16 protein-coding genes and 4 pseudogenes are annotated in these 21,839 nt (G+C 58.8%); 9 read left to right on the top strand and 11 right to left on the bottom strand.

Going from position 1 to position 21,839, the window contains the following annotated elements; translation table 11 throughout:
• The first annotated feature begins 3 nt into the window (after nucleotides 1-3).
• The gene (locus tag I554_RS27750) at nucleotides 4-138 is read left to right on the top strand and encodes a hypothetical protein (protein WP_275450911.1); all 135 of its coding nucleotides are present in this window, start codon (nucleotides 4-6) and stop codon (nucleotides 136-138) included.
• Nucleotides 139-320: 182 nt separating this feature from the next.
• Complete coding sequence (locus I554_RS0120945) at nucleotides 321-839, top strand: cytochrome c family protein (protein ID WP_343205869.1); 519 nt, start codon at nucleotides 321-323, stop codon at nucleotides 837-839.
• 159 nt (nucleotides 840-998) lie between these two features.
• Here the strand turns inward: I554_RS0120945 and I554_RS26995 are convergent.
• A pseudogene (locus I554_RS26995) lies at nucleotides 999-1,465 on the bottom strand (efflux RND transporter permease subunit); the annotation flags it as partial.
• 191 nt (nucleotides 1,466-1,656) lie between these two features.
• Nucleotides 1,657-1,863, bottom strand: a pseudogene (locus tag I554_RS27660) (hypothetical protein); the annotation flags it as partial.
• A 128-nt stretch (nucleotides 1,864-1,991) separates the two neighbouring features.
• On the opposite strand from I554_RS27660, the gene mbfA reads away from it, so the two are divergent.
• Nucleotides 1,992-2,960 (top strand): iron exporter MbfA, encoded by a 969-nt coding sequence (mbfA, locus tag I554_RS0120930; RefSeq protein ID WP_024574399.1) that lies wholly within the window; start codon nucleotides 1,992-1,994, stop codon nucleotides 2,958-2,960.
• Between the two features lie 2 nt (nucleotides 2,961-2,962).
• Complete coding sequence (locus I554_RS0120925) at nucleotides 2,963-3,493, top strand: cytochrome b (RefSeq protein WP_024574398.1); 531 nt, start codon at nucleotides 2,963-2,965, stop codon at nucleotides 3,491-3,493.
• A 70-nt stretch (nucleotides 3,494-3,563) separates the two neighbouring features.
• Here I554_RS0120925 and I554_RS0120920 read toward each other — a convergent pair whose 3' ends face one another.
• Genes I554_RS0120920 through I554_RS0120910 form a run of 3 tightly spaced genes read right to left on the bottom strand, consistent with a single transcriptional unit; the run spans nucleotide 3,564 to nucleotide 8,337 of the window.
• Nucleotides 3,564-6,803: a CusA/CzcA family heavy metal efflux RND transporter gene (locus I554_RS0120920; protein ID WP_024574397.1), complete on the bottom strand. Its 3,240-nt coding sequence runs from the start codon at nucleotides 6,801-6,803 to the stop codon at nucleotides 3,564-3,566.
• A gap of 3 nt (nucleotides 6,804-6,806) precedes the next feature.
• Nucleotides 6,807-8,021 (bottom strand): efflux RND transporter periplasmic adaptor subunit, encoded by a 1,215-nt coding sequence (locus I554_RS0120915; protein WP_081710835.1) that lies wholly within the window; start codon nucleotides 8,019-8,021, stop codon nucleotides 6,807-6,809.
• A gap of 37 nt (nucleotides 8,022-8,058) precedes the next feature.
• Nucleotides 8,059-8,337, bottom strand: a complete 279-nt coding sequence (locus I554_RS0120910; RefSeq protein ID WP_009337929.1) for a metal-sensing transcriptional repressor — start codon at nucleotides 8,335-8,337, stop codon at nucleotides 8,059-8,061.
• Nucleotides 8,338-8,420: 83 nt separating this feature from the next.
• Between I554_RS0120910 and I554_RS0120905 the strand changes: the two genes are divergently transcribed.
• From I554_RS0120905 to I554_RS0120895, 3 genes are all read left to right on the top strand, one after another.
• A complete protein-coding gene (locus tag I554_RS0120905) occupies nucleotides 8,421-8,699 on the top strand; it encodes a metal/formaldehyde-sensitive transcriptional repressor (RefSeq protein WP_024574395.1) in 279 nt (92 codons plus the stop codon).
• A gap of 9 nt (nucleotides 8,700-8,708) precedes the next feature.
• The gene (gene dmeF / locus I554_RS0120900) at nucleotides 8,709-9,986 is read left to right on the top strand and encodes a CDF family Co(II)/Ni(II) efflux transporter DmeF (protein WP_024574394.1); all 1,278 of its coding nucleotides are present in this window, start codon (nucleotides 8,709-8,711) and stop codon (nucleotides 9,984-9,986) included.
• A gap of 169 nt (nucleotides 9,987-10,155) precedes the next feature.
• On the top strand, nucleotides 10,156-11,364 hold the full coding sequence (locus tag I554_RS0120895; protein ID WP_024574393.1) for a histidine kinase dimerization/phosphoacceptor domain -containing protein: 1,209 nt from the start codon (nucleotides 10,156-10,158) through the stop codon (nucleotides 11,362-11,364).
• Nucleotides 11,365-11,818: 454 nt separating this feature from the next.
• Here I554_RS0120895 and mdoH read toward each other — a convergent pair whose 3' ends face one another.
• The 3 genes and pseudogenes from mdoH to I554_RS0120875 all read right to left on the bottom strand — a co-directional run bounded on the left by mdoH (nucleotide 11,819) and on the right by I554_RS0120875 (nucleotide 17,352).
• A complete protein-coding gene (gene mdoH / locus I554_RS0120890; RefSeq protein ID WP_024574392.1) occupies nucleotides 11,819-13,990 on the bottom strand; it encodes a glucans biosynthesis glucosyltransferase MdoH in 2,172 nt (723 codons plus the stop codon).
• Nucleotides 13,978-15,489 (bottom strand): annotated as a pseudogene (locus tag I554_RS25770) (glucan biosynthesis protein G). Before I554_RS25770 ends, mdoH begins: the two are co-directional and overlap by 13 nt.
• Nucleotides 15,490-16,371: 882 nt before the next feature.
• Nucleotides 16,372-17,352: a GGDEF domain-containing protein gene (locus tag I554_RS0120875; protein ID WP_244432815.1), complete on the bottom strand. Its 981-nt coding sequence runs from the start codon at nucleotides 17,350-17,352 to the stop codon at nucleotides 16,372-16,374.
• A gap of 225 nt (nucleotides 17,353-17,577) precedes the next feature.
• Here I554_RS0120875 and I554_RS27500 point away from each other — a divergent pair, with 225 nt between their 5' ends.
• Complete coding sequence (locus tag I554_RS27500; RefSeq protein ID WP_204366239.1) at nucleotides 17,578-17,727, top strand: hypothetical protein; 150 nt, start codon at nucleotides 17,578-17,580, stop codon at nucleotides 17,725-17,727.
• A gap of 103 nt (nucleotides 17,728-17,830) precedes the next feature.
• Here the strand turns inward: I554_RS27500 and I554_RS0120870 are convergent, their stop codons facing one another.
• The gene (locus I554_RS0120870) at nucleotides 17,831-18,232 is read right to left on the bottom strand and encodes a PilZ domain-containing protein (protein ID WP_051358695.1); all 402 of its coding nucleotides are present in this window, start codon (nucleotides 18,230-18,232) and stop codon (nucleotides 17,831-17,833) included.
• On the opposite strand from I554_RS0120870, the gene I554_RS0120865 reads away from it, so the two are divergent.
• On the top strand, nucleotides 18,231-18,749 hold the full coding sequence (locus I554_RS0120865; RefSeq protein ID WP_244432810.1) for a hypothetical protein: 519 nt from the start codon (nucleotides 18,231-18,233) through the stop codon (nucleotides 18,747-18,749). The two genes, I554_RS0120870 and I554_RS0120865, sit on opposite strands and share 2 nt — an antisense overlap.
• A gap of 78 nt (nucleotides 18,750-18,827) precedes the next feature.
• On the opposite strand, the pseudogene I554_RS0120860 reads toward I554_RS0120865, so the two are convergent.
• Both I554_RS0120860 and I554_RS0120855 read right to left on the bottom strand, forming a co-directional pair.
• Nucleotides 18,828-19,012: pseudogene (locus tag I554_RS0120860) on the bottom strand (IS21 family transposase); the annotation flags it as partial.
• Between the two features lie 64 nt (nucleotides 19,013-19,076).
• Nucleotides 19,077-21,608 (bottom strand): caspase family protein, encoded by a 2,532-nt coding sequence (locus tag I554_RS0120855; protein WP_024574386.1) that lies wholly within the window; start codon nucleotides 21,606-21,608, stop codon nucleotides 19,077-19,079.
• Nucleotides 21,609-21,839 lie beyond the last annotated feature (231 nt).

Raw genomic sequence — 21,839 nt, 5'->3', positions numbered from 1 at the left:
TCCATGATGCACGAAATGGCGCCCGGCATGATGTTGGGAATGGGACTCATCGGACTGCTGGTGGTGATCGTCCTGCTGCTCGCGGCGGTGGCGCTCGTCAAATATCTGCGCTCGTCCAACAAGGGAGGAGACCGATGAAGAGGCTATGGATGTTGGTGTTCGCTGGCGTCGCCGTTGCTTCCGGAGCGATTGCACAACCCGGTGACGTCGATCGGGGACGGAGCGACTTCAGGGCATGCGCGGCGTGCCATTCCCTCGAACCGGGTCGCAACATGACGGGACCGAGCCTGGCCGATCTTTGGGGTCGCAAGGCGGGTAGCTTGGCGAGCTTCGAGCGCTATTCGGATGCGCTGAAGTCGTCCGGAATTGTCTGGAACGACAAGACTCTCGATGAATGGTTGATCGATCCGCAGCACATGGTTCCGGACAATCTCATGCCGTTTGAGGGTATCAAAGAAGCCGGGGTTCGCGCCGATCTTTTGGCATTCCTCAAGGAGGCTACCAAACCGGGGGCCGCGCCGAAACGATCCACACAGATGCCGATGAAGGGCATGGGCGGAATGGTGAGTGGCGGTCGCGACCCGAACCTGAAAAAGATCGAGCCTGCCAGACAGGTGAAGGCGCTCACCTATTGCCGTGATACCTATCGGGTCACCACCGTCGATGGGAAGACGCGCACGTTCTGGGAACGCAATCTCCGTTTTATGACCGATTCAAGTAAGGATGGGCCGGAGAAAGATGTCCCCGCAATCATGCCCGCGGGAATGATGGGCGATCGAGCGGCCGTAATCTTTGCAAATCCCAATGAGATCGGAAAGTTCATTCAGCCGAAATGCTAGTCTTTCGAGATCCTGAATTCACGCCAGCTTGCGCAGGGGAAGGAAAAATATTTAGTTCGCGGGAAGCTGCAATCCAGCGATCGTCGGACGACACGAGCAACGAGCGCGCTGCATCGGTCCATTTGTATCGACGATTGGGTTTGATATCAGCTTCGATGATCATCGCCAGTCGAGAAAACATGAGTACGGTGCGGGAAGGACGACCAATGTTATCAACGTAGCGGTGATGAGTCCGCCGATCACGACGGTCGCCAGCGGCTTCTCTACCTCCGCACCGGTTCCGGTCGCGAGTGCCATAGAAACGAAACCAAGCGAGGCGACCCGCGCTGTCATGACGCGAGGCGGATGCGTGTCAGCGCGCCTTCTTCAATCGCCGTTTCAGCATCAAGGCCCTCATTGATCAGTTTGCGGACCTGCGTCAGCATCACCAGGCGATTGAGAACGGTGATGCCTTACAGCGCTATGAAGTCGACCGCGGCCGAAATTGAGAAGAGCATCCCGCAGAGAGCCCAATGCGCCGAATAGCAGAGGGTAGATCAGCAGGAACAGCCCGACACGGCAATCATCAGGCGCTGACGCGTGACTGAGAAGCTCTCAAACTGGCAGTCCCAGGTCAGAAAGCTGCCCCGCGCGAGCTTGCCTGAAGGAAGCCCTTGTCGTTATCGTGCAATGGCGCAAGCGCTTCAACACGATCTGATCTGACCGCACTCATCGCTGAGCTACCGGCCCCCGGCACCGCAAACATCGGCGCCAACGCTGCAGCATCTGGATCGGAACGGCGCGATGCAGTAGTCTCTATTCCGCTGGTTCAAAATTACCGTCGAGTCACGCAAAGCTCGTTGTCGTAAGGATAAAAGCAACTCGATCCCGTGCTGAGCGCCTTCCGAAAAGAGCACACAATGCCAGACCTGTTCGCGCGAACCATTCGCGCGCGGCTGAAGCTCTCCCGCCCTCCAGGTAGCTCCAACTCGGTCCGTCGCGGCGCCAGCCGCGGGTTGATCAGACGATATTTGACCTTCTGCATTTTTGCCCTCGCTCGCGACACACCGCGTTGATCGTTCTCGGAATGGCAACGCGACTCTGGACTTGACCTGTCGCTGCGGCATCCTTATTCAACTTAGAATCATTCTAAATTGTGCGCTGGAACTTCCGATGAAGAATTTCGCGGACCTGACCGAAAGGGAAGTGCTTGCCGTCGCGATCTCGGGCGAGGAGGAGGACAGCCGGATCTACATGAGCTTCGCGGAAGATCTGATGAACAGATATCCCGACTCCGCCAGCATTTTCGAGCGGATGGCCGAGGAAGAAAAGAACCATCGCCACCTGCTGCTCGAAATGTACGAACAACGGTTCGGTCCCAATCTGCCGCCGATCCGGCGCAACAACGTCCGCGGGTTTCTGCGCCGCCGTCCGATCTGGCTGACCAAAAATCTCTCCCTCGATACTATCCGCAAAGAAGCCGAAACAATGGAGTTCGAGGCTGAGCGTTTTTATACAAAAGCCGCCGAACAGACCCGCGACATTGGAGTCCGCAAGCTGCTTGGCGATCTTGCCGAGATTGAGAAAGGTCACGAAAGCTTCGCTGCGAGACTGACTGGCAACCTCAGCCCTGACGCCCGCGAGGAGGAGGACAAAACCCGCAAGCGAATGTTCGTGCTGCAATACGTTCAACCGGGTCTTGCCGGATTGATGGACGGCTCGGTGTCGACGCTTGCGCCGCTCTTCGCCGCGGCATTCGCGACGCACAATAACTGGCAGACATTCCTGGTCGGTCTCGCGGCCTCGATCGGCGCTGGCATCAGCATGGGGTTCGCGGAGGCCCTGTCAGACGATGGATCGATGACGGGACGTGGTTCGCCGTGGCTGCGCGGAGCTATCTGCGGACTGATGACGACGTTGGGCGGCCTCGGCCACACGCTGCCCTATCTGGTTCCCGATTCCTGGCTTAATGCGTTCTGGATCGCAACAACGATCGCCGGCGTCGTCGTCTTCCTTGAATTGTGGGCGATTGCCTACATTCGCACGCGGTACATGGACACGCCGTTCCTGCAGGCGGTATTCCAGATCGTGCTTGGCGGCGCGATCGTGCTGGCGGTCGGCATCCTGATCGGAGCGGCATAATCATGGGCCAGCGATTGTACTACGGAAAAACGGCCAAAGTCTTTCATTGGCTCATTGTTGCGCTGCTGGTGGTGCAGTATCCCATCGGTTGGTTCATGCCGGACATTCACCGTGGCGCGCAGCCGGGCAGCGCCATGGTGTTTCACGTTTCTTTCGGGTTCACCATCCTCGCATTGATCGTTGTTCGTTTCGGGTGGCGAGTCACGCATCCGGTGGCGCCGGAAGGCTCGCTTCCTCCCTGGCAACGCCTGACATCGGAAGCTGTCCACTGGCTGCTTTATGCGCTTGTATTGGCAACGACCGTAACCGGCTGGCTGTTTGCCTCGTATCGTGGATGGAGCCTGTCGTATTTCTTCTTGATCCGTCTGCCGATGCTGGCCTCCGAAAGTGCCTCAGGCGTTCGTGCGATCGACGGCTGGCATCAAATTATGGAATGGTCGTTGCTCGTAGTGATCGGCGTTCACGTTGCGGCGGCAATGGCACACCTCTTAATCCATCGTGATCGTGTGATGCAGCGAATGCTGCCGTGGTGATTCCGGAAACGCGCTCGCTATTCGTATGAACGGGAGACGCAATGTACGTCTTTGCAATCCAACAGAGCCTCTACTCTGCTGCCCGGCTCGGGATGAACGCGCGGTCGGGCTTTGTCTGGCTTTCGAAGGACGCGAAGTAGGAATAAAGCGCCGGCAGAACGAGCAGCGTGAGCAGTGTCGCGCTCAACAGGCCACCGATCACCACGGTCGCCAGCGGCTTCTGCACTTCTGCTCCCGTTCCGGTCGCAAGCGCCATCGGCACGAAGCCCAGCGAGGCGACCAGCGCGGTCATGATGACCGGACGAAACCGCGTCAGAGCGCCTTGGCTGATAGCGGCGCTCGTACCCACACCTTCCGAAATCAATCTTCGAATCTGGCTCAGCATCACCAATCCGTTCAGGACGGCAACTCCGGAAAGTGCGATAAAGCCGACGGCGGCCGAGATCGAGAACGGCATTCCTCGCAGCCAAAGCGCGGCGATGCCGCCAGTTAGCGCGAGGGGCACCGCGCTGAAGACCAGTAATGCATCGCGTGCGGAGCCGAGCGCGCCGAATAGCAGCAGGAAGATCAGGAGGAAACATCCGGGGACCACGAACATCAGACGCTGTCGAGCGATCGAGAAATTCTCGAACTGCCCGCCCCAGGAGAGCCAAGTCCCTGGCGCCAGTTTGACCTTTGCTCCAATGGCCGTCTGCGCCTCGGCAACCAACGATCCGATATCCCGGCCACGGACTTCAGCGGTCGCGACGACACGCCGCTTACCGTTCTCACGACTGATCTGGTTTGCACCCTCGGTTTGCTCGAATGTTGCCAGAGCGCGAAGGGGCACGGATGCCACCGCGGCATTTGCCGTCAGTCGCGGCAGTTGGACCGGCAGATTTTCCAGTGCCGCGATATCGTTGCGCAGTTTGTCGTTCAGCCTGACGATGATCTGGAAACGCCGATCGCCCTCGAATACCAGTCCGGCGACCCGGCCGCCGACCGCGGCTTCGATCACATCCTGCACCGCGAGCAGGCTGAGGCCGCGGCGGGCGATTTCAGCCTTGTCGATCTTGATCTCCAGGAACGGAAGACCAGCGGTCTCTTCCACCTTCACATTCTGGGCGCCGTCGATGCGCCGAAGCACACTGGCGATGCTGCCCGCGGTCTGCTGCATTTTTTCGAAATCATCGCCGAACACCTTGACCGCCAGATCCTCGCGTACACCGGCGATCAGCTCATTGAATCGCATTTCAATCGGTTGAGAGAAGCCAAGCTTGTTGCCCAGCAGTTTCGAGGCTTCCGCTTCGATCTGCTTGATGAGGCCATCCTTTGTCATCGACGGGTCGGGCCACTCGGCCTGTGGTTTGACGATAATATAGGTGTCGGACGCGTTCGGCGGCATCGGGTCGGCGGCAAGGTCCGGCGTTCCGGTGCGGGAGAACACGAACGCCACCTGGGGAAACTTGCTCACGACACTCTCGATCTGGAGTTGCATCGCCTGCGATTGGGTTATCGACGTACTCGGGATCCGCTTGATCTCCATCACGATGTTCTTCTCATCCAGCGTTGGCGTGAATTCCTGGCCCAGCCGGGTGAATAGCAAACTCGCCGCGATGAACAGCACCGCGGCTATGCCGATAGCCGGCAGCGGCAACGCGATCACCCGTGTTAACAGCGGCGCATAGCCCGCCTTCAGCTTGCGGATGATGACGTTTTCTTGCTCGTTGACCGGCTTGGTGACGGTGAGGGCGACCATGGCCGGGACGAACGTCAGCGAAACGACGAAGGCCGCAACGAGCGCGATGATGACCGTCAGCGCCATCGGCTCGAACGTCTTGCCCTCGACGCCCGTGAATGTCAGCAGCGGCACGTAGACCAGAATAATGATGAGCTGGCCGTAGACTGTCGGTCGGATCATCTCGATGGCGGATTTCTTGACGGTCTGGAGCCGTTCGTCCAACGTCAGCGCTCGCCCGACCTCGCGCTGACGTTCGGCGAGGTGGCGCAGACTGTTTTCGGCGATGATCACCGCGCCGTCGACGATCAGTCCGAAATCCAGGGCGCCCAGGCTCATCAGATTGGCGCTGATCTTGCCCTGCAGCATGCCCGTTGCGGTCAGCATCATGGTGACCGGGATGACGCACGCAGTCACCACCGCGGCCCGCAGGTTGCCCAACAGGAGGAACAGCACGACGATGACGAGCAAGGCGCCTTCCGCCAGGTTGGTGGCGACGGTCTCGATCGTGGCATCGACCAATTGCGTCCGGTTGAGTACCGTGTGGGCATAGATGCCTGGCGGAAGCGTGCGGCTGATCTCCTTGATCTTTGCATCCGCCGCGGCCGCGACCGTGCGGCTGTTGCCTCCGATCAGCATCAGCGCCGTTCCGAGGACGACCTCGCGGCCGTTGACGCTGGCGCTGCCGGTGCGCAACTCCTTACCAATCACGACGTTGGCAACGTCCTTGACGCGGATCGGAACTCCGGCTCGCGTGGCCACGACGATTTGCGAGATGTCTTCGATGTTTTCGACCCGGCCGCTCGCGCGGACCACGTAACCTTCGCCATTTTGTTCGATGTAGTTGGCGCCGCGGCTGACGTTGTTGGCCTCAATCGCTTCAATGACTTGGTTGAGCGAAAGCCCAAAGCTGATCAGCTTTGACGGGTCGGGCTGCACCTGAAACTGCTTGACGAAACCGCCGATGGCGTCGGCGCCAGCTACCCCGGGGACCGTCTTCATCTGCGGGCGGATGATCCAGTCCTGCACGGTGCGCAGGTATACCGTCCGCTGAAAATCGTCGATCAGGCGCTCACCTTCGGACGTCAGGTACGTCCCGTCGGATTGCCATCCGGGCTGCCCGTCGCGCACCGGCGCAATTGCGCCCGGCTTGGCGTATTCAACCGCCCACCAGTAGATCTCGCCAAGTCCCGTCGAAATCGGCCCGAGCTTGATGTCCACACCGGGCGGAAGATTGGCCTTGGCCTCATTGATGCGCTCCGAGACCTGCTGGCGCGCGAAGTAAATGTTGGTGCGGTCGGTGAATACGGCCGTGATCTGGGCGAAGCCGTTTCGCGAGAACGACCGCGTCGATTCCAAACCGGGCGTGCCGGCCAGCACCGTCTCCAGTGCCACGGTGACCTGCTTCTCGATTTCGACCGGCGTCAATGCCGGAGCTACCGCGTTGACCTGGACCTGGACGTTGGTGACATCCGGAACCGCATCGATCGGAAGCCTGGTCAGCGACCAGAAACCCGAGGCGACCGCCGCCAGCGTGATCAGCAGGACGAGCCATCGGCGCCGGACCGAAAAATCGATGACGCGTTCGATCATCGCTCAGTCCTCGTCCCGTGGCTTCGAAAGCTCGGCCTTGAGCGGAAAAGTGTTGGTCGCTGCGATGGACTCGCCGGGATTCAGGCCGGACACGATCTCGAGGGTCTGATCCTCGCTCTCGCCAAGCACGACGTTGCGCTTCTCGAAGCCGTCTTTCGTCCGGACGAACACAATCGATTGGCCGTCCAGTTTCTGGATCGCGGTCGCTGGTACAGTGACAGGTACGGTGCGCTCGTTGAGGACGATCCCTGCCGTGACGAACGATCCCGGACGCCAAGTCCGGTCGGGATTGGGGATTTCAGCCACAACGCGCGCGGTACGCGTATCCTTGTCGATCAGCGGGCTCACGAAGACGATTTTGCCGCTACTTGTCTCGGCAAGACCTCGCGCGAAAATTTTGACCGATTGGCCTTCCTTGATCAACGGGAGGTCGGAGGAGGCGACAGATAATTCGACCCAGACGCGGCTCAGGTCGACGACGACGAATAGTTCGGTCTCCAGACTGTCCCGTCCAACGGCTGTGCCCAACTCCACCTTGCGTTCGGCCACCCGCCCGGAGATTGGCGAGCGTACATCCTGGCGTCGGAGCGAAGCCTCTGGAGCTCCAGGCACAGCGGTGATCTCCCTTTCGCCGAGACCCAGCGCGAGCAATTTCTGCCGTGCGATCTTGACGCGCATTTCGGTTTGGGCCGCAGCGTTGCGTGAGCGCAGGTATTGCTGTTCGGTGCCTACACGGCTGTCCCAAAGCGTCTTGTCGCGCGTGGACAAATCCTGTTGCAGATCGTTTGTGAGTTTGGCTGCCAAGTATTCGCTCTTGGCATCAGCGACCTCGCGGCTTTCGAGGACGGCGATCACTTCATCCTTTGCGACATCTTCACCGATATTCTTGCGCAGCTCTGCGACCGTCCCGGATAGCTTGACCGAGACATGCGCGATCAGGTTCGCGTCGGGAACGACCGAACCCGGAACAACGAGACGCCTGGCGATTGCTGCCGGTCCGACATCGACCAGATCGATCTGCGCGAGCTTGATTTGCTCATCGCTCATAGAAAGAAGGCCGGAGATCGGCTCAGGTGCCGACGGCTTCGGCGAAATTGCTATCTTCGACTGGGGGCCTGTTCCGACCGCCCGTTGGGCGATCGTCGACAGCCCCGGCGTGAGCGCGACAATCGCGGCTCCTGCCGCGAACGCAAGCGCAACGATTGTCGAGCGACTCATCATGATACTCTTCCGACGTGCTGCCAGCGCGGCACCGTCACAGATATTTGGAAATGGCCTTGAACTCATCGACGACGGTTCTTGTCGATTTGCCGGGGCCGCTCACGGCGATATCGAGGCAGTGGTCCACGTGGTCGTGGATCAGCGTTCGCTTCGCCTCGCCGACGGCCTTCTCGACCGCATGAAGCTGCTGAGCCAGATCTAGGCACGACCGGCCTTCGTCGAACATGCCGATGACCCGGCGAAGGTGCCCTTCAGCGCGACGGAGTCGCTTGACGATATTGGGATGAGTTTCGTGAACATGAACTTTTGCCATCCGCAGAGCTTATCCTCCCCAGGGGGATAAGCCAATCCAAAGCCGCGACTTGAAAAGGATAGGGGGGTAGGCTATATTGTCGCATGAGCCATACCATCCGAGAGAAAAAGAGGCTGCTTGCGCGCGTCCGCCGTATCCGCGGGCAGGTCGAGGCCATCGAGCGTGCCTTGAGCGAAGAAGCCGAGTGCGAGCGCATCATGCACATGATTGCCGGCGTCCGCGGGAGTGTCGCGGGTCTGATGGCTGAGGTTGTGGAAGATCACATCCGCACCCATCTCGTCGATCCCCAGAAGAACCCCGGCGCGCTCAATGCTGATGCGGCAGATCAATTGATCGAAGTCGTTCATACCTACCTGAAGTAAGGACACGCCATGACCGACGACCGAACGATTGATCGTTTTGCAGCACACGATCACGTTTTCCTTGGCGAAGATCATGACAAGGCCGCGCGCCGGACCTGGGCGGTCATCGTCCTGTGTGGCGCGATGATGATCGCGGAGATCGTCGGCGGCGCACTGTTCGGATCGTTGGCCCTGATCGCGGACGGTTTGCATATGTCGACGCACGCCGGCGCGCTTCTGTTGGCGGCGTTGGCTTACACGTATGCACGGCGACATGCCGGCGACAGAAGTTTCACCTTCGGTACCGGAAAATTCGGAGATCTCGCCGGATACAGCAGCGCGATCATATTGGCGATGATCGCATTGCTGATCGGTTATGAGGCGGTATCGCGTTTTCTGTCCCCGGTCGCTATTAGTTTCAACGAGGCCATTCCGATCGCCGTGCTCGGTCTTGGCGTCAACCTGGCAAGTGCGTGGCTGCTGTCCGGCGGTCATCACGGACATGACCACGGACACGGTCATTCGCATGGCAACGAACATCCACACGATGATGGTGAGGATGTTCGTCGGATCGATCTCGAAGCCGGCGTGGTCGAACTAGAGATTTTTGAAAACGGTGTGCCGCCGCGTTTCCGATTGCAGCTTCTGGATGGTTTGCAGTTGCATGTTTCGCACGTCACCGTTGAAACCATAAGACCTGCTGGCGGCAGGCAGACATTCACATTCGCTAATCGCCAAGGATATCTGGAGTCGCTCGAGGAGATTCCCGAACCTCATGAGTTCATGGTCAAGCTTCGTGTGAAGCATGACAATCAGTTCAAGGAATTCGAAGAGAGCTTTGAAGAGCACGCTCACGAAGCGTCTGGGAGTGCCCATCATCGAGATAACAATATGCGGGCTGCGATCGTCCATGTCGCGGCCGATGCCGCAGTTTCGGTGCTGGTGATCGTCGGACTTCTTCTCGCGCGAACCTTCGGATGGCTTTGGATGGATCCGCTCGCCGGTTTGATCGGCGCGGTCGTTATTGCGAACTGGTCGTTCGGCCTGTTGCGGGACACAGGTGGCATCCTGCTGGACCGCAACCCGGACCCGCGCATGGCGGATAAGGTCAGGCAGACGATCGAGAGCGATGGAGATCGGGTGACCGATTTGCATCTCTGGCGGCTGGGGCCCGGGCACCTCGGAGCAATCGTCGCCGTTACGACCGAGAAACACCGTGGAGCCGAATATTATCGCCGCAATCTCAGCAAGTTCCGTGATTTGTCCCACCTCACGATCGAGGTCAGTGGCCAAGTGTCCTCTGCTTAGATCAATGCGAAATTTGCATCACGCGTGCCTTCCAGCTCAACAAATTGGCGCAATCGTTGCAACTTACCGCACACGCACGGTTCTGGGCTAAAATCTCTGCTTTCTCAATCGCGCCGTGCTACGTCGTCGGGTGCCCAGGTTGCAACCTCAATTTGACGGAAACAATGTTATGTCCGCCACGCCAGGGAAGGAGTCGGTATCGGTCCCTACCGCAGCGACCGATGTCACCAGGCAAGAGCTTCCTTACCGCCTGCGGCAACAGTCCTTGCTGGGCGAGTTCGGCCGTTCCGCGCTGCAGACCCGCGACATCGGACAAATCTTGCAGAGGGCCACCGAGCTTTGTGCCCAAGGCCTCGAAACCCCGTTCGCCAAAGTCTTGGAGTATACCGCCGACGACAAACGGCTGTTGGTGTGCGCCGGCGTCGGCTGGGCGCCAGGGACGATTGGCCAAGTGTCTTTTGGGATCGACCTGGAATCCCCTGCCGGCTACGCGTTCCAAACTGGACGAACGGTCATTTCCAATCATCTTCATCAAGAAACCCGCTTTCGCACGCCAAAACTTCTGTCGGATCATGGCATAAAGCGCGCGATCAACGTTCTGATCGCGCGAGGTGGCGAAGGTCTCCTGCCGTTTGGAGTCCTTGAAGTCGATAGTCCGGACTCCGGGCAATTCGATGTTGCGGACGCGGAATTCCTTGCCGGCTTCGCTGGGTTGCTTGGCATCGCCATCGAGCGCCAACATGCCGACGCGGACCTTCAGAAGGCTCTCGAGCACCAAGCCATGTTGACGCGCGAGATGAGCCACCGCGTCAAGAACAGCCTGGCGTCGGTCGTTGGGCTGCTCCGCGTGCAAGGCCGCAACGCGCAGTCGGCGGACGTCCAGAATGCGCTTCAGGATGCTGCCTCTCGCATTACCACGATTGCCCAAGTGCACGATCATTTATGGCGTAGCACAAGAATCGGGTTTGTCGACATCGCCGACTTCGCGGGCGAACTGTGCAGGAACCTGCAGGAAACCGTTGCACATAAGGTAAGCTTCGCTTTCGGCCATCTGATGATTTCTGCTGACAGGGCGATTCCGCTCGGCCTTCTGATCAACGAACTCGTAACGAATTCTGCCAAGCACGCATACCCCGGTGGATCCGGCGAGATTAAGGTATCGGGCGAGCCGCGCGGAGTCGACCTGCACGTGGAGGTATCGGATCAAGGAATTGGTCTTCCGCAAGATTTCGATATCGACCAGCCACGGGCGAGCCTGGGCTTCAAGGTCATCAAGAGTTTGGTCGCTCAGCTCGACGGTCGTATTGCGGTAGCCTCCAACATGCCAAACGGCACAATCGTTCAACTTGATTTTCCATTGGAGCTGAGCGCGAGTTAACCGGTGCTCCCCGTCTCGCCACCATCTACCCATTCCAGCGTCAGGCTGGCCGACGATGTACGCCACCGTCTATGAGCCGCGCTCGTCCTAAGACGAACGCACCTTGCTGGATCGGCAAGTACGTCGATAACTCGCGTTACCTCGTCGTCGATGGCCGCGCTGCGATGAGTGCGTCCCGGCTTCGGCCGGCCTGTTCTGCTTGGCCGCGTGGGTGACCGTGAATTGCGTCGTGCGGCTTGGCCAACAGTGCTGCGATTCATAGCTAATTGGTAAGGCCGCGCGAATACGGACGGTGCTGAGAGTGATGAATCAGCAGATCATTTTGATCGAACCAAAGCTCACGGAATCGGATTACTTTCCAATAATTCAGGGAGAAAAAGGGCGGGTGGGACTGTTGGTTGACTGCACGACCGCGAGATCGATTCTTTCCGTCACCGGCGCAGTAAGCACTTTATCATGTCATAGTATTAGCTGTGTCACCTGAGATTTGAAGTGACAGTGCCATTGTCATCATACGCTCGAGCATGGGTCGGTCGTTAAGGACGGCGGCGGTCTCTCGCATCGTCAGGTAGCCGACGGCCTCCTCAAATGTCTCTGCGTCATCAATCTTGGCCCGGGCGATAGCGAGATGAGGGTCAATCTGGCCGCGCATGCGCTCCACGCGGGGAGCGATCGAATCCAGATGGTGTTTCAGCATCGCGGGATCGCCACGGAGCGTCGATAGCGCATCCGTTGGAAGAGGCCCCGGAACAGCCGCCAGTTCATTTGCCCGAAGCAGCACGTGCGGTGGCGCTGTTTCCTCGGGCGTCGCAAACAGCCCGCCCGGTCGCGAACCAGCCGAAGTAGCAAATCCCAGCGGGATGGCGAGCAGAAGGCCAAGGATTACCGGAGATGTCCATAAGAACAGCGGCACGGAGACCGCGTAAGCGCTGAGGGCCATCGCGACACCGCACAGCGTGGGGGCGGCATATTTGCGATAGAGTTCACGTGGCGTCACTCCGCCGTCGTCGCGACGCTGAACCTGCCATCCCGAGTCACTTCCAAGAAGAATTTCACCGACCGCAGTCGATTGAAAGATCATCATTACGGGCGCGATCAGGGCGGACAGCAAGGTCTCAATCACGATGCCAGCCAAGGCTCTCACGCCCCCGAATGCTCGGCGATTGTCGCGTTGAGTGAGAAGAAGAACGTAAGCCAGAATCTTCGGGACGATCAGAAGGCCCATCGTGCCCCCGAACACCCATGCCGCGAGAACAGGATCCTGCGCCGGCCATTTAGGGAACAGCGAAAAACCTTTCGAGAAATATTCCGGTCGGACAAATTGCGCTTGCAGTGAAATCAGGATCCCGAGCAACAGGAACAATAGCCAGAGCGGAGCAGTAAGGTATGACCCGATTCCGGTCAGTAGGTGCAGTCGGGATATCCAATACAGCCCACGTGCCGGCAATACCGCCAGATGCTGGAGATTTCCCTGACACCACCGGCGATCGCGCGCGGCGAAATCGAGCAGCGACGGCGGGCATTCCTCAAAGCTGCCGCCAAGCGTCGGCGCCATATGGATGGCCCAGCCAGCGCGCCGCATCAGCGCCGCCTCGACAAAATCGTGGCTCAAAATATGACCGCCGAACGGCTTGCGGCCGCGCAATTCCGGAAGCCCGGCATCCTGGGCAAACGCACGTACCCGGATGATGGCATTATGGCCCCAGTAGTTACCGTCCGAGCCGTGCCACCATGCGATTCCTGCCGCGATCAGGGGGCCGTAAAGCCGGCCGGCGAATTGCTGGAGCCGCGAAAAAAGGCTGCGAGCGTTGACAACAATGGGTAGCGTTTGGATGAGGGCGACGTCCGGATGAAAGTCCATCGCCGCGGCCAGCCGCACGATGGTGTCGCCGGACATCAAACTATCCGCATCGAGGATGATCATATGGTCGTAGCTTGCGCCGAACCGCCCGATCCACTCGGCAATGTTGCCGGATTTCCGCGCGGTGTTGTCGGCCCGATGGCGGTAGTATAACCGGCCGGTATCGCAGTTCCGGCGCAGTTGCAGGAAGCTCGCTTCCTCGGCGATCCAGATTGAGGGATCGGTGGTGTCGCTCAACACGAACCAGTCGAACCTATGGCTAACTCCGGTTTCTTCGACGGATTCGTAGATGGCCTGCAGACGCGCCATGATGCGATGCGCATCCTCGTTGTATGTCGGCAAGAGCATCGCTGTTCGGCCGATGACAGTCGGTAGGGGGCATAAGGTGTCGATTCGCAGAACCTCGCGTTTCCGGAGGAGCAACACGGCGAAGCCAGCGAGCGCGGACACGAACGAAAAAGCGATCCAGGCGAACAGCAGGACAAACAGCCCGAGGACCAGACCTTCCAAGATGGTAACTCCGCCAACCTGAAGCACTTCATACATCTCGTAGCCGCCGGCGAGCGTCATGGCTGCGGTCCCGACGAAGATGTAGATACGCCGCAACGGCATCGTTGATGTCGGTTTGTCCCGAGCGCGGCCCGGGGGCGCAGCACTCCAAAGCTGCGATGGAACCATGGTCAATGGATTCGCGGCAGGCAGGAAGCCGTATCCATCCTTGGCGCGGTTAGCGATGGGCGAGCGTGGTGCGTCTATGGTGCCCATCGGTAGACCCAGACCTCGGAGAGGGCCTTGTCGTCCTGCATCAGTGAAGCCCGCAGTTCGACCGGCGTCTTGTCCTTGATCGGCATTTCGAAGCTCAATCGCCAGCCGCCAGTATCGGGATTCGGTTGGGTGACGATATTCTTGATCTCCGCCTTTTCGGCGCTGACCGCGCCTTTGACTTTCTTGGGGTCGACCGATTTCAGAATGTCTCCGATCAGGTCCAATACGAAAAGCTTGTTGTCACCGCGAATTCCGATGCCGGTTCGGGAAAACCTGGCCAATGCGTGGGACTTCGGCGCATCCGGCCCCCAGTGCAGACGATAGGTGAAATTATGCTCTCCCTTTGACTGCAGCGCCGATTTTGGATGCCAGAACCCTGCGATATTGTCGTGGATCTCCTCTTTGGTGGGAATCTCAATCAACTGAACGGATCCTTCTCCCCAGTCTCCGATCGGCTCGACCCACAGACTCGGCCGACGCTCAAATTGTGATTCCAGATCCTCATACGCGAAGAAATTCTTCTCCCGCTGCATCAGTCCAAATCCGTGTGGATTGAGGTCGGCAAAGGTGCTGATCTGGAGATCGCGTGGATTGCTGAGCGGACGCCAAAGCTGCTCGCCCTGCCCATTATAAATCGCAAGGCCATCCGAATCATGGACCGCGGGACGAAAATCGTCGACGTCGTTGCGATCGTTCGGCCCGAAGAAGAACATGCTGGTCATCGGGGCAAGTCCGGCGTGATCAAGATCGACGCGGGGATAGAGCGACATCTCGACGTCGAACACGGTCGTCGCTCCCGGACGGATGGTGAAGCGGTAGGATGCAGCGGCGCTCTTGCTATCGAGCAAGGCATGCACAACGATCGAGGTTGCATTCGGTACGGGCTTTTCGATCCAGAACGCCTTGAACAGCGGAAATTCCTCGCCCTTTGCTTCGCCGGTATTGATCGAAAGACCACGAGCCGACAGCCCGTAAATTTCGCCCTTCGCCACCGCGCGAAAATAGCTTGCGCCAAGAAACACGCAGACCTCGTCATAATAGTCAGGGCGGTTGATGGGAGCATGGATTCGAAAGCCGGCAAAGCCGAGATCGGCGTCAGGCGACGGTGGCTTGGTCTCGCCGAAAGAAAAATAATCGGGCCGATATTGAATCTTCGTCGCCTGTCCGTCGACTACCTCGTAGACGTCAACGCGGTTCTTGTAGAAAAACCCGCGGTGAAAGAACTGGACTTCGAACGGCAGCTTTTCGCCATGCCACAAGGCATGTTCCGGCAGAAAGCGGATCGCACGGTAGTGATCGTAATCGAGATCCTTGAACGCGTCCGGAAGTTAGCTATCCGGAGACACGAACTCCTTGCCGGCCGCGTCGCGCGCTAGTTGACGTACGCGGGACGAGCCAAAGGGTTCCGATGCCGATGACGCAGCCGAAACTCTCGCATGCGGAATAAGTGCCAAGACCGGCAAGGCGGCCGAGGTTGAAAGAAATTTTCGACGGTTCAAACGAGCTCCAGCAGCTTAAGCAGCGATCGGTTAAAAACGACGTCGCAGGCGTGGAGTTCCATAAGGCTCCGCAATGTTTGTGGATATCGTGACTTTCAAGATACTCCACGCAATTGAAAAGGCCAAAACATCTCTGCCAGCTGACTTTCGCCGTTTGCTAATGCTCATGCCCTGAGGCTGCATGCCGGCATCAGCCGGTCGAACTCTATCAAGGAAAAGTATCGCCAGAATGGGGTTGGGAAAGCGAAGCCCCATTCACGATTAGGAGGCCGAAGAACGGTCCCGCTAAATGGGTCGGGGACTTCCCGACGGTTGAAACCGGCGGACAATCATGGCGTGCGATTAGTAAGAACTCAATCGACTACGAGATACCGCGACGGAAGATTTCTACCGGAACAGCGGCGCCGATGATTACAGCGACCGTAGACAAGGTCCGTTTCAAATCGAAATCTACTTTCTTCATCAGGCCCCTATATTATGCACAAAAGCCAGCACGGTCTTGCACGCTATGTGCTCAGAATGCTGAGCATGAGGACATCTAGAGTTGCGACACCCTCTGATCACCGTGCGATCCACGACTATACGGGCGGCCCACGCACCTGCACGGATAGAGATGCAGGGTAGGCGTGCCCGGTGAAAGTCGGTTGTGTCGGTTATGTAGAGAACGGATACGGCGGGCGGTACATCGGCGGGTCCACTGGTGTATGATGTTACTGAGATGGAGGTTTTCGAGATAGTGTTTCAGGGAGTCACAGGGAGCTTTCGCACCGTCCATTTGTTGCTGAGTTTTTTGATGTAAGCTTGGGGATCGCGATAATATGTCCGAATGTATGCGCTTCAAGGCGATAGCGAAACAAGCCTGAGCATCGATGTAAGCTTGCGCTAAGTCGCAACAACGCAATTTCGGCCAGCGTCTTTTGCTTGATAAAGTGCGGCGTCCGCTCGAGACAGAATCTCATCGGTCGAATCCGTTGGTCGGATAGAGCAAATTCCAGCCGACATGGTCAATCTCAAGTCTTCTGAGATTGCCGACCAATCCACCTCAGAGATAATCGATCGCAGCCGGTCCAGCATCCGAACTGCTTCGTCCTGAGCAGTGTCTGGCAGAACCAAGAGAAACTCTTCTCCTCCATAGCGCCCCAGTCTGTCGATAGCCCTGATATTTGCAAAGATCGCAATCGCGAAAGTGCGCAGCGCCTCATCACCTGCTGGATGGCCGAACTGATCGTTGATCTTCTTAAAAAAATCCAGATCGATAATGGCGAGAGAGCAAGAAGCTTTGGTGCGTTGAACGCGCGCAATCTCCTCGCTTAAGCATTTTAGTATGTTCCGCCTGTTTCGTACTCCTGTTAGTTCATCCAGCTGGGCAAGCTCTTCGATTTGTTGATAGGCGGCCTTGAGTTCGACGGTACGTTGATGAAGCTTTCGATTTACGGAATTGCCAATGACACCGAAGTACGCACACTGACCGATTGTTGTCACGAACAGACTGGTTCCGGCTAGCCATTCGGCTGGAGTTGTCAGAGGAACGGCAATTGTCGTTTTCAAGACGAAGAGTATTGTTGCTACGCAGCCACCTGTAAGAACCCACAGCGTCGCGGCCTCTCGCGCAGTCATACGCAAGCCCGCCGATGCGAAAATCACGAAAATGACGCTAAGGAAAACAATGCCGATTTCTGGGGCTACGACCAGAAATGCAAGTTGCATCGCGCTATTGGTCGCGGCCTGATAGAACGTAAGGAAATGATCGTTGGATCTGTCGCCGATCTTCATTTCCGACAGGACGGCAAAGATGGCCGTTAGCCCAGTGCCGGAAAGAACAAATGCCGCTGGAAGAGTGATCGGGATCGCCCCTGCATGCACATAGAGCAACAGAATGAGAGCGCCTGCAACGTAGCTCAGGGCTTGAACTGAGAGTATTTCCCGACGTTGCTTAAGCCACCTTCTTGATTCGAGGGACGATAGTCGAGCTTGCGCAACGCTCGATGAACTTGCTCTGTGCATTTGTACGCGATCGGCCTCTTGGGGAAACGACGACTTGACTGGTTCTCGGGGACAGTCAGAAACCTTGTGTTTGATGCCACAGTGATGAAGCACGAGGCACATCATACGGCGGCGATCGAGAAAGACCTGTTGGGTGAGCTTTTGGCCGGACGTGCCCCGGATCTTTCCGGCAAGGATGGCCAGACCAGATCACTTTGTGGAGTCGTGCGCGGGCATTGGACGAACTTCCTCTAATTTGGGCGACACGGCCGAATCTCATCGTCGCTTCACCTAGCGCTCCGATCAGACAGCATTAAAGTACCGCCAAACACTCTGCAGAACGCAACAAAGCTCCGGTCTACCTCAACGAACCGGATGAATGCCGACTGATCGGTGGCAATTCCTTTGGCAGGAATTCTACGCCCATTTCGTTGCTCATCCTCCATCTGACTTTACATCGCCGATAGGCGCGCACACCGGCGGCGCCATTGCTTGAGAGCAAAAGGAGAAACTCCTCGATTTCAGCCATCTCGAGCAGGTTGGAGAACCAGAGCTTGGCTCCCGTTTCCGAAATGTCGATGATCTCGCACGAATGTTGCCAAGCGCCGTCAGATGCGACGATCTGCACCTTCATACCGTTTGAAAATCGAACGCGGGGCTTTTGCCGTTTATCGTGGATCATCATGAAGCACTGAAGCGAGACCGATTGATTAATCAGCTTTGTCGTCGTGACAACACTCGAACTACCCATTTTGGGCATGGTGGTTTATATCTACGAACGGCAGGAGCAAGCGTTGATGGTCTTAGAAGAAAAGTCGCTGCCCGACGATCTCGTGAGGGCGGTTTCACGACATACCTTGGCGTATGTCCTGTGCTCCATCAGCGAGCTATTCCGCCATTATGATTTCGACCCACTGGACCTGCTGATCGTTCATGCGGTCCTGAATGTTAACGTGTTAAACGTGATGAAAGATGATGCTTTGGATAAGCGGTTCGCGAGCATCCATGCGACTGAACCCGACGCGGTGAAGCAGGGCGTCTCACGAGCGACGCTGTCCCGGTTTCTAAACCTTCCGATCGAGACCATACGGCGTCGCGCGAACCAGCTGAAGAAAAGGGAAATACTGGCGGAACGGGATGATGGGCTGTTTGTCTCCGAAACGAATCAATTCAAGTTCGGCAACAATCATCACCTTCAGCGGATGAACATCATATTTGTCAGAAAATTGCTTCGCGATCTCGCTCGCACCGGCATAAATGGACCAGACGATCTCTAGTCTAAGGAGTCATGAGTGTGCCAAACGATGGGAGATGCTGCGATATTTGGAAGTCTGTCATTTGTGCTACGGCCTGGTGCCCGAACCATCGGAGCGCTGATGCTGGGCGATCTTCTCGCAGCCGCCCAGGATGACAACCTCATCGACAAAGTCCTTAACCGTCACCTCCTGGAAGCCGTAACTGGTCGACGCGGAGTAGTCGTTGACACGGTGCGGCAGCGCACCAGTATGGTCGACGAGCCCCGCGCAGCCCGCTTTTCGCACCCACCTGTTTGGTCGCCTCGACCGGGTTTCGGCTAACTCTGTCGTATCAGATCGAAGATCACCTTACCGTTTACAGGGCTGTCCGTTTGGTTGGACGCAACGCTTGGCGGCTTGCGGTGCCGGACGGTCCGCGGGTGGTGGCGCAGGACGAACGACTGGTCGTGCAACCGCAACCGGATGCGGAGCCGGGCGCACAACAGCCGGCGGAACAGGGCGCGACATTTGAGGCGGTCGTGGAGGAGCCGGCCGCGCCATCGGTGGAGGCGCCGGCCGTGCAACCACCGCTCGCGGTGGGACAGGGCGGACGGCGGGCGGCGGAGCGGGGCGTGCCATCTGCGCGGGTCGCGGTGCCACCCGCGCATTCGGCGGTGAGACGACGTGCGCCGTTGGAGGCGGAGCCGGGCGCACAATGCGTGGCGACATGGTTGTTACCGGACGTCGTTCTTGCTGCAGATGTTGGACCGTCGAAGCCGGCCGACCGCTTTGACCGCGCTGACTCGGCAATGGCGGGACGGCAATTTTGCTGCCCGACTGCACGGACGGCCCAGCCGATGGCGGCAGTGTTTCATGCTGCGCCCGCGGATGTTGAGGCTGAGTCGAGGTCGGCGGCTTGCCGTTCGCCGGAGGCAGTGAGTGTGCGCCCGCGGCGCCTGATAGTGGCTGCACCGTTGCTTTGCCGCCGTTCGGTGCAAGCGGGGTTTGCGGTTTACCATTTGTTGACGGCAGCGGTTGTCCGCCGGGAGTGCCCGGCAATGGAGATGTAGCCGCTTTGCGATCCAGTGAAGCAGGCACCTGTTGGCCCGACGGGGTGGGCAGTTGGCCGGGCTGCTTGATCGTAGGTTGTGGTCCTGGCATCAGGGGCTTGGTCTGCTGCGCGGGTGTTGGCGGACTGTGCTGCGGCATGGTCATCGCCGCCTTTTTCGCCACTGTTTTCGGCAACGACGGCGCCAGTAAAGCGGCGCCAGCGACGGCCGCACCGACTGCCGCAATCCCGACAGCGGCTCCATGCGAGGGAGTGGCCGCGACGCTCGGCGTATTCGGCGTCGGATGCAATCCCGGTGGCGGCGCGGCAGGAGAGGTTGCCGTCGGGTTCGCGGCCGGTTGCGGAGCAAGCGCCTGCACCGGCGTGACCGTCTGTGCCTGGCCGCCCGGCCTGGTGATCGTAACCATGTTGGTGGTGTTGTTGATCACGACGGTATTATGAATGTTGTTGTAGATGATGTTTTGCGGCGGCGGCGCGATGTACGGCGGCGGGCTGTAGTATGCCGGCATCGGCACGTAATCGGGGACCGGCAGGACAAACGCCGCGAATACGGGGGGCGGTGGCACCAACACGACGAAGTCCGGCGGCGGCGGCGGCAGGAAGAACACCGGTGGCGGCGGTGGCGGCGCGAAATCGTAATCCGGGTCGTCAAAAACAAGAACCGGCTGGCGGAAATACACCACCTCGTCCTCGGGCGGCGGCGGCACATCATAGCTGATTGCCGCAAAGGTCGGCGGAGGCTCGAATGCCGCGGCGAGATACGCGAGGCGGCGATGGGCGTCGGCGACATGCGGGCCGCGCGGATAGCGGCGCAGATACGACCAATAGGCCTGCGGCGTATCTACATTCCGCGTGTGCCGCCAGGTGATTGCTTCCCGGCGCGCGGCGACGATGGCGCGAACCCGTCTCGCCATCGGGTCGTCGGGATAGGCGGCGAGGAAGTCGAGATAGCCTCGTAACGTGTCGCGATCGAGAGCGGCGACATAAGCATCCTGCGCGTCGAGATCGCGGATCGGCTTGGTGCGCATCGTTGCGGTCTGCGCGGTGGATGCCGCAGGCGGCGGTGCGTCGGGTGCGCGATCGAAGAACATCACCGGCGCTTCGACCTTCGACGTGTCCCAGGGGACTTCGCCGCCCTTGGTTGTTTCATTGACGCGCAGACGGGTCCGATCGAACACCTCGGCAAGCGGCAGGCCGCCGGTGCGGATCATTTCCGCAAGGGCCTGAGCATAGGCGCCATACGGTCCCTGCTCCTTCGGAGCCACGGTGCCGGGCGTCGCGTTGAAGGCGATCAACATGTGCGGCTCCGGCTCCACCAGAGCGAGACCGCTGGCCAACGGCTGGCCCGATTGGGCGAACGGGTTCGCGCGCGCGGCATCGAGGACGACGATGCCCGCTTTGATGTTCAGCGCCGCCAGCGGCCGGATGTAGTCCGATAGCCGCAGGGCTTCCAACGGCACGTCGGTATCGCGCGCGAGCTTTGCATCGACCGGCACGAAGTAATTCTCACCCTCGAGCTGCACGCCATACCCGCCGAGATAGATGAAGGCGACGGTGTCGGGGCCGGACGCGCTGACCTTGTCGAGAAACTCGCGGAATGTGCGGCGCAGGGTATCCTGATCGAGATCGCGCGCGCCGACCACGTCGAAGCCGGCGGCCTGTAGCGTTTGGGCGATGAGGCCGGCATCGTTTGCCGTGGTTGGTAATGCTTCCGGCTGATAGGCGGCGTTGCCGATGACAAGAGCAACGCGCTTTTCAGCTTGCTGCGCGTTGGCCGGGGGCAGTGATGTGAACGCGACGAGTACGAATGCAATGCAAGCCAGGAAGCGCATGGATCTTGCTCCGATCATCGCAGATGCCCTGTGCATCTTATCAAAGAGGCCATGAACAACCCCTGAGCGAAAGTGACCCAAATTATGGCGAGGTTTTGATGGTAGCCTGTCCGACAATCGATCAGTAAGTTGGAATTCTCCAGCTTTGCGTGGCATAGCAACTGAGCAAGCTGAGGGCGAAAACCCAGTGTGGTCAGGCGATGTTCGTCATTTGCCGATTTTTAAGACGCG

It is taken from the genome of Afipia sp. OHSU_II-C1 (assembly GCF_000497575.1).
GTDB lineage: Bacteria > Pseudomonadota > Alphaproteobacteria > Rhizobiales > Xanthobacteraceae > Afipia.
Note: the sequence above shows the minus strand (reverse complement) of the source record. Positions and strands in the feature narration are given on the sequence as shown.

Bases quoted from the DNA above. Each gene is read 5' to 3' on its own strand.
- I554_RS27750 (WP_275450911.1), top strand. From the start codon at position 4: ATGATGCACGAAATGGCGCCCGGCATGATGTTGGGAATGGGACTCATC.
- mbfA (WP_024574399.1), top strand. From the start codon at position 1,992: ATGAAGAATTTCGCGGACCTGACCGAAAGGGAAGTGCTTGCCGTCGCG.
- I554_RS0120925 (WP_024574398.1), top strand. From the start codon at position 2,963: ATGGGCCAGCGATTGTACTACGGAAAAACGGCCAAAGTCTTTCATTGG.
- I554_RS0120920 (WP_024574397.1), bottom strand. From the start codon at position 6,803: ATGATCGAACGCGTCATCGATTTTTCGGTCCGGCGCCGATGGCTCGTC.
- I554_RS0120915 (WP_081710835.1), bottom strand. From the start codon at position 8,021: ATGAGTCGCTCGACAATCGTTGCGCTTGCGTTCGCGGCAGGAGCCGCG.
- I554_RS0120910 (WP_009337929.1), bottom strand. From the start codon at position 8,337: ATGGCAAAAGTTCATGTTCACGAAACTCATCCCAATATCGTCAAGCGA.
- I554_RS0120905 (WP_024574395.1), top strand. From the start codon at position 8,421: ATGAGCCATACCATCCGAGAGAAAAAGAGGCTGCTTGCGCGCGTCCGC.
- dmeF (WP_024574394.1), top strand. From the start codon at position 8,709: ATGACCGACGACCGAACGATTGATCGTTTTGCAGCACACGATCACGTT.
- I554_RS0120895 (WP_024574393.1), top strand. From the start codon at position 10,156: ATGTCCGCCACGCCAGGGAAGGAGTCGGTATCGGTCCCTACCGCAGCG.
- mdoH (WP_024574392.1), bottom strand. From the start codon at position 13,990: ATGGGCACCATAGACGCACCACGCTCGCCCATCGCTAACCGCGCCAAG.
- I554_RS27500 (WP_204366239.1), top strand. From the start codon at position 17,578: ATGAAGCACGAGGCACATCATACGGCGGCGATCGAGAAAGACCTGTTG.
- I554_RS0120865 (WP_244432810.1), top strand. From the start codon at position 18,231: ATGGTGGTTTATATCTACGAACGGCAGGAGCAAGCGTTGATGGTCTTA.
- I554_RS0120870 (WP_051358695.1), bottom strand. From the start codon at position 18,232: ATGCCCAAAATGGGTAGTTCGAGTGTTGTCACGACGACAAAGCTGATT.
- I554_RS0120855 (WP_024574386.1), bottom strand. From the start codon at position 21,608: ATGCGCTTCCTGGCTTGCATTGCATTCGTACTCGTCGCGTTCACATCA.